At 69.0% G+C, this 10,375-nt stretch carries 9 protein-coding genes and 2 pseudogenes; all 11 read left to right on the forward strand.

Features of this window, described 5'->3' with window-relative positions; translation table 11 throughout:
• Positions 1-194: pseudogene (locus tag ACFRMQ_RS31045) on the forward strand (integrase); the annotation flags it as partial.
• A gap of 152 nt (positions 195-346) precedes the next feature.
• The gene (locus tag ACFRMQ_RS31050) at positions 347-1,213 is read left to right on the forward strand and encodes a tyrosine-type recombinase/integrase (RefSeq protein ID WP_380734032.1); all 867 of its coding nucleotides are present in this window, start codon (positions 347-349) and stop codon (positions 1,211-1,213) included.
• Between the two features lie 89 nt (positions 1,214-1,302).
• A complete protein-coding gene (locus ACFRMQ_RS31055) occupies positions 1,303-2,280 on the forward strand; it encodes a site-specific integrase (RefSeq protein ID WP_380734033.1) in 978 nt (325 codons plus the stop codon).
• Between the two features lie 185 nt (positions 2,281-2,465).
• The gene (locus ACFRMQ_RS31060) at positions 2,466-2,771 is read left to right on the forward strand and encodes a hypothetical protein (protein WP_380734034.1); all 306 of its coding nucleotides are present in this window, start codon (positions 2,466-2,468) and stop codon (positions 2,769-2,771) included.
• Positions 2,771-4,486, forward strand: a complete 1,716-nt coding sequence (locus ACFRMQ_RS31065; protein WP_380734036.1) for a hypothetical protein — start codon at positions 2,771-2,773, stop codon at positions 4,484-4,486. Before ACFRMQ_RS31060 ends, ACFRMQ_RS31065 begins: the two co-directional genes overlap by 1 nt.
• On the forward strand, positions 4,483-6,681 hold the full coding sequence (locus ACFRMQ_RS31070) for a site-specific integrase (RefSeq protein ID WP_380734038.1): 2,199 nt from the start codon (positions 4,483-4,485) through the stop codon (positions 6,679-6,681). Before ACFRMQ_RS31065 ends, ACFRMQ_RS31070 begins: the two co-directional genes overlap by 4 nt.
• A complete protein-coding gene (locus ACFRMQ_RS31075) occupies positions 6,678-7,139 on the forward strand; it encodes a hypothetical protein (protein WP_380734040.1) in 462 nt (153 codons plus the stop codon). The genes ACFRMQ_RS31070 and ACFRMQ_RS31075 overlap by 4 nt, the downstream gene beginning before the upstream one ends.
• Positions 7,140-7,248: 109 nt before the next feature.
• On the forward strand, positions 7,249-8,091 hold the full coding sequence (locus ACFRMQ_RS31080; protein ID WP_380734041.1) for a hypothetical protein: 843 nt from the start codon (positions 7,249-7,251) through the stop codon (positions 8,089-8,091).
• A 99-nt stretch (positions 8,092-8,190) separates the two neighbouring features.
• On the forward strand, positions 8,191-8,622 hold the full coding sequence (locus ACFRMQ_RS31085) for a tyrosine-type recombinase/integrase (RefSeq protein ID WP_380734043.1): 432 nt from the start codon (positions 8,191-8,193) through the stop codon (positions 8,620-8,622).
• Positions 8,505-8,813 (forward strand): helix-turn-helix domain-containing protein, encoded by a 309-nt coding sequence (locus ACFRMQ_RS31090; RefSeq protein ID WP_380734044.1) that lies wholly within the window; start codon positions 8,505-8,507, stop codon positions 8,811-8,813. The genes ACFRMQ_RS31085 and ACFRMQ_RS31090 overlap by 118 nt, the downstream gene beginning before the upstream one ends.
• A pseudogene (locus ACFRMQ_RS31095) lies at positions 8,810-10,375 on the forward strand (hypothetical protein); the annotation flags it as partial. The gene ACFRMQ_RS31090 and the pseudogene ACFRMQ_RS31095, both read left to right, overlap by 4 nt.

The raw sequence follows: 10,375 nt of genomic DNA on the forward strand, positions 1-10,375 counted from the left end.
TCTGCGCGTCCGAGCTCTACTCGGGCGGCCTGGACTTGGTCGCAATTCAGGAGATTTTGGGACGTTCCTGGATCGCCACGACGATGCGGTACGTCAACCCTCGGGAGTTGCATCAGACGGGCGAGAAACTGCAGGTCGCCAGGTCACGGCGAGAGTCTGAAGGACTCCAGCGCTCCTACGAGCTAACCGCCTGAACAGGCATGTTGCGGAGACGATCCCGTCTGATGCGTGATCTGCCCTCCAGAAGGGATGGTCTGGAGTGGTGCATCAGCGCAGGGTGGCCCTTGCCGGGTCGGCTCATCTGGAGCTCGTCTCGGGGGTAGTTCAGCTGCGTCCGTAGGACGCCATGTTCGACGCGATGATGCGGGGCTGGCGTGCTCAGCAGAAGTCGCGGGGGCTGAAGGACGAGACGGTCGAGGACCGGGAACGGCTCATACGCCGGTTCATGGAGTTCGCGAACGAGTACCCGTGGCAGTGGGTACCGGCCCACGTGGACGAGTGGCCGCTGTCCCTGACGGGCGAGAAGCACCTGGCGCCGTCGACGATCCGCAGCTACCAGGGCACTGTGCGGCTGTTCAGCGAGTTCCTCATCGACGGCCGTTACGGCTGGGGGCCGGCCTGCGAGGAAGCCTTCGGCACCTTCCCCGTGGCGATCTGCCACGAGTGGAACACCATCGCCCACCTCAACGACTACGAGGGCGACCCGGAGGCGAAACCGTTCACCCGGGAACAACTGCAGCTCTTCCTCGACTACGCCGACGACCAGGTCGACCGAGCGGTGCGGGCCAAGCGCAAGGGCGCCCTGGCGGCCTACCGCGACGCCACACTGTTCAAGGTCATCTACGGATGGGGGCTTCGGCGGACCGAGACCTCCAAACTCGACCTGGTTGACTTCGGACGCAACCCGCAGGCCCGCCAGTTCGGCCGGTACGGCACGCTCAACGTCCGCTACGGCAAGGCGAAGAAGGGCCAGCCTCCGCGCCGGAGGAACGTGCTGTCGGTGATGGACTGGGCAGTTGACGCGGTCGCGGACTACGTCGAGAACGTCCGGCCGCGCTTCGGGTTCCCCGATCACCCGGCTCTGTGGATCACCGAGCGGGGAGGGCGGCTCCAGCCCGGCTCGATCAACGACCGGTTCGAGTCGTACCGGGACGCCCTCGGGCTGCCGAAGGAGCTGGTCCCGCACTCTCTGCGGCATTTTGTCCCCGCTTAGTTCCCGTGTGTGATTAGCCCCAAGTGAGGCTGTGGCCTTGGGGTTTGTGAGTTGCCTCGGGCCGTGTGGTGTTTCTACTGTCGGCGCTCGTGATCCTGACCTTCTTCTCCTCCCACGGCTGGCAGTCCTGGGACATCGAGCACCGGCCGCTGATCCCCGAGGGGATGCCCGTGCTCGTCGACGACGACCTGCTCTTCGAGGACGGCCCGGCCGCACCGCGCCCTGCCGCGGTGGTGAACCGCTGGTCACGCGAGCTACCGGCGAGCGGGGCACCGGCGCCGAGCTCGTGGGAGAACTACGCGCGGGTGCTGAAGGCGTGGATGGAGTTCCTGGCCGAGCACGGGGTGGGGCTGTTCGACTCGCGGGAGCGGTTGAAGGCGGGATTGAGCCGGTATGCCGAGCACCGGGCTGCGGGGCCGGCCGAGGCGCGGTTCGCGGCGACGACGTGGGGCCAGCACGTGAGCATCCTGTCGCTGTTCTACCGGTGGGCGATGGCCGAGGACTACGCGCCGGCGGAGCCGTTCACCTACCGGTCCGCGCGGGCGCTGTTCGCCGGGACCGGCCGGGAGGTGCGGGTGAACCTGGCGGTCCGCCGCACGCCGAAGCCGCATGTGACGATCAAGTACCTGGAGCCGGACTTCACCGAGTTGTTCCGCAAGGGACTGCGCGGGCTTGCGCCGGACGGCTCGCAGGACACCGGTTTCCACGGCCGGGAGCTGGCCCGCAACGCCGCGATCGGCGACCTCGCGCTGGCCACCGGGCTGCGGCTGCGGGAGTTCACGCATCTCCTGCCGTGGGAGATCCCCGCGCTGCCACCGGCGCCAACCACAGCTCCGATCCCGTTCCCGGTGCCGGCCGGGATCACCAAGGGGAAGAAGTTCCGCACCACCTGGATCTCCTACGAGGCTCTGGCTGCGGTGCGCGACTACCTGGAGCTGGACCGCGCAGCCACGGCCCAGGGCTCGCCCTGGCGGCCGCCGCGGCGGTGGGGTGACCCGCTGCTGGTGACCGACCCGGATGCCCGGGCGGGCGGATCAACGGCATCCGGCGCTCCTGGGAGTCGCTGACCTGCGCCGAGCGGCGTCGGCTGGTCGCTCCGGAGGGCGGTTCGTGCCTGCTGGCTGTCAAGAACGGGGGCGGCCCGTTCACCGCCTGGGCGACGGTCTTCGAGCGGGCATCCGATCGGATCCGGGCCCGCTTCGAGCCCCGCTTTCCGCATGTTTGGCCGCACCGATGTCGCCACACGTTCTCGATGAGGACCCTGGACTACCTGGTGAGCGGGCACTACCGGCAGGCGGCGAAGCTGGTGATGGACACCGACGCCGATGCCGCGCTGGTCTTCTATCTCTCCAAGGCCGACCCGCTGCTGGTGCTGCGCGATCTGTTGGGTCACTCAACTGTTCTGACCACGGAAAAGTACCTCCGCCGCCTGGACACCACCCGTATCTACCGGGACGCCTACGAGGGGGCCGGGGCGGCAGCCGGGCTGACCGGCGATGTGGAGGCCGAGCACGAGGCCGCGGCTGAGTTCGCTGACGACCAGGACGGGGGCGCGTGATGCCGACGATGCTCATCGACGAGCCGCTCTCGCTGACCTGTGTGTTCAGCGATGGCGGTCGGGCCGAGTACTCCCTGGACGGGCTCCCCAACCCGCGCCTGGCCAGGGATCTGGCCACCGGCCTGGTCGATCTGATCCATCCGCACGGCACGGCGGACTCGGCCGGGACAGTCAACTTCTACGTCCAGGCTCTGCGGAACATGGTGCGAACCCTGGCCGAGCGAGGGTTCACCAGCGGCGCCGCCCAGCTGCGGCGCGGGCAACTCGCCGAGTTCTGGATGGCCAGCCCCCGGCGGCTGGAAGCTCACACCCGCGCCTTGCTGGAGGGATTCGCCCAGGTCGGCGGCGTCCTCGATGCCGGGGTGATGGAGCTCGCGGCTGGCCGGCACTTCAATCCGCAGCCGAACCGGCAGGTGCTGCCGCCCTACTCGGAGACGGAGTGGCAGCGGCTGACTGAGGTCTGCCGCACCCTGGTCGACGACTCCTACGCCGCCCACCGGCAGGCCCTGGCCGCTGCCGCCGAGGGGCGTCACCCCCGCGAGGGTGGGTGGAAGCCGGGGAATCTGCGGTGGCTGCTGGCCCGGGTGGGTCCGGTCAGTATCAGCGCGTTCGGGCAGCACGTGGATGTCTCGGCCGCAGTGGTGCACAACCGGGGCGGTTTCCATGACGCGACGCGGGCCCTGTTTCCGCACCTGGACGTGCTGATCGCCGACCGGCTGTTGTTCGGCGTCTGCTCGGGCATCGTGCCCGACGGCATTGAGGAACTGGTCACCGAGGACATCGACTGGGCCGGGGACTCCACGGTCCTGCTCTCCTACGTCAAGCGCCGCACCGCGGCGGAGAGTCTGGTCCTTCCGCGCCGGGCGGTGCGGTTGCTGGAGCAGTGGCTGGCCCACTCCGAGCTGCTGCGAAGCTTCGTGCCCGCGGGGGAGCGCGGCCGCCTGTGGTTGGGGGTGAGCCGGGCCGGCGGAGATCGGCGAGTGCGGCGGATCGACCGTGTCGCGGTCCAGCGGTGGGTCCTTCGCCACGGCCTGACCGGGGATGACGGGCGCCCGTTGAAGGTCCATCGGTCCCGGATTCGCACGACCCATCAGGCCGTGCGGGACAAGAGCACCTGGACCGGGAGCGGCCGGGCGACCATCGACCCGAACCATACGCCGTCCGTCGAGGGCGACCACTACCTGACCGCGACGACCCCGGCCCAGCAGCACGCGGTCGAGGCGATCGTCGAGGACGCCCAGCGCGATCTGCTGCGTCGCTCCCACCCGCCCACGGTGATCACCGAACAGGACGCGGTCGCTCTGGCCGCCGGCTACCCGCAGCTGGTGGCGGCCATGGACCTGGACGACGCGGCGATCGCCGAGCTGGTCGGTGGCGCGCGGGACGTGTTCACCGCCGCCTGCGGAGATCAGCTTTCGGGACTGCACGGTCCCAAGGGCAAACCCTGTCCCGCGAGGCCGTGGGTCTGCCTGCTATGCCCGTTGGCGGTGTTCGCCCCGCGCCACGCGGTGAACCTGCTGCGGCTCAAGGCGTTCTTCTCCCGGCAGTGGCAGCAGATGTCAGCCGCTCAGTTCATGGCCGTCTTCGGCCCCTACGCCGCCCGGATCCAGCAGGTCCTGGACCGCTTCGACCCCGCGCTCCTGGCCGCTGCCGCAGCACAGGTCGCCGACAGGGACGACGAACTGCCCCTGCGTCCCGAGGAGATGACCGCATGACAACCGCCGCCGCCTATCCCGACAACGACCGGTCCTCGGTCTTCGCCGGCGCCGATGTCTGTCGGGCAGCCGGGCTCACGCTGCCCAAGACCACGCGCCGCCCGCTCTTCGACGACGACGCCTGGGACTTCACCGACGTGGTCGGCCTACCGGTCCAACTCGCCCTCTGCACGAGGCGCTTCGACTTCACCGCGATCACCGACCCGCGATGGCGGGTGGTCGCGAAGGAACTGGTCCTTGCGATGCTCGCCCCGGGGCATCCGGCGGTGGCCCCGCTGCCGCGCGCCCACCGCACAGCCCTTCACCTGCGTAGTTGCGCTGGACGGTTGGACGAGCTCACCCGGTTCTTCCATTGGCTCGGCGAACGCGGTGTCCTGAGCCTGCGGCAGGTCGACACCCAGATCTGCGAGGTATACCTGGCCCACCGCCGCTACGTTCGCGACGAGCACGGCACGGTGGTCGGCGAGAACAGCCCAGGCACCCGGCGCGCGGCCGCTCAGGTCGCCGTCGACCTGGTCAACTACAGCGAACTGTTCAGCGCCGACCGCGTTCCCGCGGACTTGCGGCCCTGGGGCGGCGCCACCGCCTCGGCGGTCGCCGAGATGCCCAGCGGCAGGACCGAGAACAAGACCCAGCCGGTCCAGGACCAGATCCTGCAGCCGATGCTCGCCGCCGCCCTCTACCTGGTCTCCACCCTGGGCCCGCACGCCGTCGCACTGGCCGGGGAGGTGCGGGCGGCCGACCTCGCCTCCTCCACCAAGACGGAAGGGCTCAGCCACGGCGGCCCCACCTTCGGCGCTGACGTCACCCGGCTGCTGGACGAGTACGAGCGAACGTGCACACCACTGCCCATGGTGCCCGAGCACTACGTCACCGACCGGCTGGCCGAGGGCTGGTCCCCAGATGATCCGCTGCTGCGGGTGGCCACCGGGGTGCTGGCACGGCAAGCCGGGTTCAGCCAGTTCTGGTCGCGCCGGCTCCCGGCCCTACGGAGCCGACTGGAGACCACCGTCGCCGCAGTCGGAGTGGAGAAAGCGTTCGCCCGAGAAACCGAGCAGGTCACCGCCGCCGACGGGACCTCCGCCCTGCCATGGACCGTCCCCCTTCACCGCCTCCAGGCGGTCGCCCTGATCGGGATCGTCCGCACCGCTTCGATCATCGTCCTGGCGGCGATCTCCGGAATGCGTGCGAGCGAGTTGATGGAACTGCGCGTGGGCTGCCGCCGCCCACCCGAGGAGCCCGTCGCCGGTTTCACCCGCTACCGGATCGCCAGCAAGGTCGTCAAAGGCCAGCCGCTCGGCGGGACCGACGACGAATGGGTCGTCATCGAGCCGGTCTATCGCGCCGTCGAACTCGCCGAACGGCTCCACGAGGCACCCGAGGACGGAGCCCTGCTCTTCGGCCGGTTCGCCTTCACCGTCCGCTACCGCTGGTTCCGCAACTGGGTCAACTCGCAGGCCGGACAACGAATCGGACTCGCGCCGATCCCCCCAGGGCCCGTGAACCTGAGGATGCTCAGGCGCACTTTGGCCCTGGAGATGGCCTACCGGCCCGGAGGCGTCCTCGCGACCAAGATCCACCTCAAGCACATCGCGGTCGCCACGACCGAGGGCTACAGTTCACGCCCCGGCGGAGCCCAGGCCGAACTGCTGGCCGAGGTCAACAAGTACGAGAGCGACCGCAACCTCGACCTGGTCCTGGCCGAGTTCCGCAACTACCAGCAGGGCATCCTGCCCGCCGGTCCCGGCGCCCGCGGCCTCACCGAGTTCTTCGCCAGCGTCGACGAGAAGCTCGAACCGGCCGCAGCACCGGGGCCCCGGACCCAGCGCAGTGACCGGGACGTGCTGAACCTCCTGACCAAGCGCGCCAAGACCCCGCACATCGGGCCAGCAAACTTCTGCTGGTTCACCGACCCCTCCCGCGCGCTCTGCCTCAAACTCGCCGGCACCCCCACCGCCGACCGGCCCCTGGTCGGAATGTGTGACTCCGCCCGCTGCCCGCAGGCCACCCACCACCCCTGCCACCGGCCCGTCTGGGCCGAACACGCCGAGCGGACGAAGACGTTCCTCGGCGACCTGGGCAAGACCCGCAAAACCGAACGCTCCCGCCTGCAGAACGACTACGACCGAGCCCTTCGAGTCGTCGCCGAAATCGACGCAGCAACCCTCCGCCGACCCGACGAGGACTCCGCATGAGGATCACCGCAGCCCAGCGCACCGAGAACGAGAACCGCATCCGAGCCGCCATGGACCGGCTCCTACGCGGAGAGATCCCGCCCGGCGGCAAGTGCGACATCAGAACCCTCGCCCGCGAGGCCGCCGTCGACCGCACCGCCTTCTACGGCACCCGCCCCTACGCTCACCTCCGCGAAGAGTTCGAACACCGCCTGCAGTCCCTCCACGCCATCGGAGAGACCCCCGACCCGAGGAATGCCCAGATCGAGCGGCTCAAGACAGAGGTCACCAAGCTCAAGGCCCGGCTCGCCCGAGCGGACGGCACTGTCGAGGAGCTCACGGACTTCCGCACCCAGGCCCTCGCCCGGCTCGCCGCCCAGCATGACGAGATTGTCCACCTGCGAGCGACCGCCACAGAGGCCAACCGTGTGACCATGCTTCCCCTCGCCCGCAGCACCTCGATCGGATCGTGCAGCTGACTCACGTTCCACAAGCGGCCAACCCCGGGCGGCCAGCAAAGAAGTGGCCTCCTGAGGTGCACAGAAAGTAGTTTGTCCCCGCCCTGCACGCTGCCCACGAGGAGTTCCCATGTTCGAAAATATCCAGGGCCTTTCTCCCGAGCGTGCCGCACGACTTGCCTACCTGGTCGAGCAATCCGGGCCGCTGCTGGACCAGGACAAGGGCATGGAACATGTCCAACGGCTGCTGCGGGACCTCGGGGCCGGGGTCATGGACTCAATCGTTGTTACCCGGGAACTGCTGGGAGTCGGCCTCGGGGAAGCAAAGGAGATTGTGCTGTCCAGTGCCGCGCGGACCACCGAGCTGCGGACGCATCAGCAACTCGTGGACGTGGCGGAGCGAGCGAAAGACGTTGCCGACGGCCTCCTGCAGCTGTCCCAGATCCAGGGGACCACCAGGATCGTCGCTATCGATGGCACTGGAGGATCAGGCAAGACGACGTTGGCTGCCGCGGTGGCCGGACACCTCGACGGCGCGGTCATCGTCCACGTCGACGACTTCTACCGTCCGATGCCCGACCCCGAGCGGGAACTGCTCGACGCGGAACAGGGCTACCACCGCTACTTCGACTGGGAACGTCTCCGGGACCAGGTCCTGATCCCACTGCGGGACGACCAGGCTGCCCGCTACCAGATCTACGACTGGACCACCGGCCAACTCGGGGCCTGGCGCGAGATCGCCCCTGGAACCGTGGTGATCGTCGAAGGGATCTACTCCGCCCGCCCGGAGCTGGCTCCCTATTACCACTTCACCGCCTACGTCGACACCCCGCGAGGCGTCTGCCTACAGCGCGTGCGAGCGCGCGGCGAGAACTCCGAGGAATGGATCAGGCGTTGGCGCGCCGCCGAGGACTACTACCTGCACACCACATGGCCCCAGACCCGAGCCAAGCTCCTCGTCAGGGGCTACTGAAGCAGGAAGAGCGCATGATCACCGACACAATCCGAACGGCCGCGGGCCTGAGCTCCCGTCACCCGCACGTGTGGTCTCCATCACACGAGAACGCCCGCAATGCAACACAGCACATCGCCAGTGCGGCAAACGCCAGCTCCGAGACTCACCAGCTCCATACCAACACGGAGTGATCCGCACACAGGCTCTGCGGACACAAGGCATTCGTACGTCACGCACCTGACCGAGGACGGGGTGGACCGGCGCTTCATCCAGCAGCAGGTCGGCCACGAGTGCGACAGCTCCCTGGCCATCTATACGCACGTCAGCGACGACTTCATGAAAGGCACTGGCGCCGGCGTTCGCCGGGGCCTGACAGGAGGGATCCGGCGATGGCCGCCAAGCTCGACTATCAGTGGCACCTGCGCAAGGTCATGGCGGACCGCGGGATGTTCTCCACCACCGACCTCATCCCGCCGCTCGCCGAACGCGGCATCGCCCTGTCGTCGAGCCAGGTCTACCGGCTCGTGGTCGAGCGTCCGGAGCGACTGAGCCTGAAGATCCTCATGGCCCTGCTCGACATCCTGGACTGCACGATGGACGACCTCATCGAGCCCATCACCGTGGCCGGAGCCGTCAGGAAGCCGAAGAAGGCTGCCGCCGGCGGCGGCGGGGAGCCCTCGGAAGGGCTCGGCGGACTGCGGCCCAAGCGGGCCAGGATCAGGGGTATTGACCGGCCGTGACCACCGCTGACCATCACGACCGAGCCGTCACCGACCCGATCGGCCTGATGACGGAGCTGATAGCCGCTGTCGAGAAGGCACTCGAACCAGCCGCCATCCAGGCCGTGGTCACCGCCGTCGCGGGTGGCCGGGCGAAGTCGCGCCGCCTCGCCCAGGCCCTGGCGATGCGGCCCGTCGTCCTCACCGACGGCCGGTCCCCGGCACCGCGGGTGATCGGCGATCTACTCATCGAACTCCGCAAGGCCGGTGGCTCTGCGATCTCGCCACCGGTCTGCGCCGAGTGCGGCAAGAACCTGCGGACCCTCCAGCGCCAGGGCGAGGACTGGTACTGCTCGGTCTGCGGCCAGGAGACCGCGGAATGTGCCGCCTGCGGCAACACCCGGCGCCTCGTCTTCCGGGATCGCAAGGGTCTGCCGCGCTGTTCGATGTGTCCCGACGCCGACGACCGTGATCCGGCCGACGTCGTCCACGGGGTGATCGCCGGGATCTCCCCGGACGTCGACCGTGACGTGATCGCCGAAGCTCTCCATCGGTCAGTGCCTACTCGTCCCGCCTATCGGCGGAGGCTGGTCTGGGCCCTGGAGGACAACCCCCGTCTGCTGACCGGCGAGGGCTATCTCGCACCGCATCGCGCCGTCCTGCAGTTCATCGACCTGCTGCACGAGGCAGGCGTCGCCGGGGTCGTCCGGCCGGCCTGTCCCCGCTGCCACCGGGTCGTCCGCATCGACAAGCCGTTGGACGGGCAGCGGGTCTGCCGCAACTGCATCGCCAAGTCGCGTGTCGAGGAATGCGCACGCTGCGGTGCCCGGCGCGAACCGGCGACCCGCGACGAGCAAGGGCGTCCGCTCTGTCCCAACTGCCTGGTTACCGACCCCGCGAACACCGAGAGCTGCATCAGTTGCGGCGAACGACGGCGAGTGCAGACCCGCACCGCCGACGGCCCCCTCTGTCCCAACTGCTGTCCGCTACCGGTCCTGACCTGCTCACTCTGCGGCCGCACCGCCCCCTGCACGCTCTCCAAACTGACCGGCCTTCCCCGCTGCGGCGGCTGCGACAGGCGCCAAGCCCGCTGCACCGTCTGCGGACGGCTTCGCGGCATCCACTCCGGCACCGCCGACACCCCGGTCTGCGGCCCCTGCACCACACCGGACGCGGAACTCTGGCGCCCCTGTCCGACCTGCGGCGAAGCCGAGCGGCTGCGAGCATCTGGTCCGTGTCCTCGCTGCACTCTCAAGCAGCGGACCCACCAACTTCTCGCCGATGAGACGGGCGCCATATCGCCGAAGCTGCAGGCCCTCCACGACGCTCTGGCCAACACCGAACGCGCCGGCACCGCAATGCGCTGGCTCTCGAAGGGAATCGTCGCCACCGTCCTGTCCGATCTCGGTTCCGGCCGCCGACCGCTGTGTGAACGGTCACGTATTTCCCCAGGGCGACGGTCACGTAATTCCCCAGGTCCTGCCCGCCGACATGAACCAGGTCGCGCCCGTGCTGGTTGGCGAGGTCTCTCTGTCAGTCCCACCACAGCACGACAAGCAGGTTCCGCCGGGATGCCTCCTCGT

This window comes from Kitasatospora sp. NPDC056783, assembly GCF_042789895.1.
In the GTDB taxonomy this organism is placed as follows: Bacteria; Actinomycetota; Actinomycetes; order Streptomycetales; family Streptomycetaceae; genus Kitasatospora.

Excerpts from the sequence above, each read along its gene's own strand:
- ACFRMQ_RS31080 (WP_380734041.1), top strand. The coding sequence starts at position 7,249 with ATGTTCGAAAATATCCAGGGCCTTTCTCCCGAGCGTGCCGCACGACTT.
- ACFRMQ_RS31060 (WP_380734034.1), top strand. The coding sequence starts at position 2,466 with ATGAGGACCCTGGACTACCTGGTGAGCGGGCACTACCGGCAGGCGGCG.
- ACFRMQ_RS31070 (WP_380734038.1), top strand. The coding sequence starts at position 4,483 with ATGACAACCGCCGCCGCCTATCCCGACAACGACCGGTCCTCGGTCTTC.
- ACFRMQ_RS31050 (WP_380734032.1), top strand. The coding sequence starts at position 347 with ATGTTCGACGCGATGATGCGGGGCTGGCGTGCTCAGCAGAAGTCGCGG.
- ACFRMQ_RS31075 (WP_380734040.1), top strand. The coding sequence starts at position 6,678 with ATGAGGATCACCGCAGCCCAGCGCACCGAGAACGAGAACCGCATCCGA.
- ACFRMQ_RS31065 (WP_380734036.1), top strand. The coding sequence starts at position 2,771 with ATGCCGACGATGCTCATCGACGAGCCGCTCTCGCTGACCTGTGTGTTC.
- ACFRMQ_RS31085 (WP_380734043.1), top strand. The coding sequence starts at position 8,191 with ATGCAACACAGCACATCGCCAGTGCGGCAAACGCCAGCTCCGAGACTC.
- ACFRMQ_RS31090 (WP_380734044.1), top strand. The coding sequence starts at position 8,505 with ATGGCGGACCGCGGGATGTTCTCCACCACCGACCTCATCCCGCCGCTC.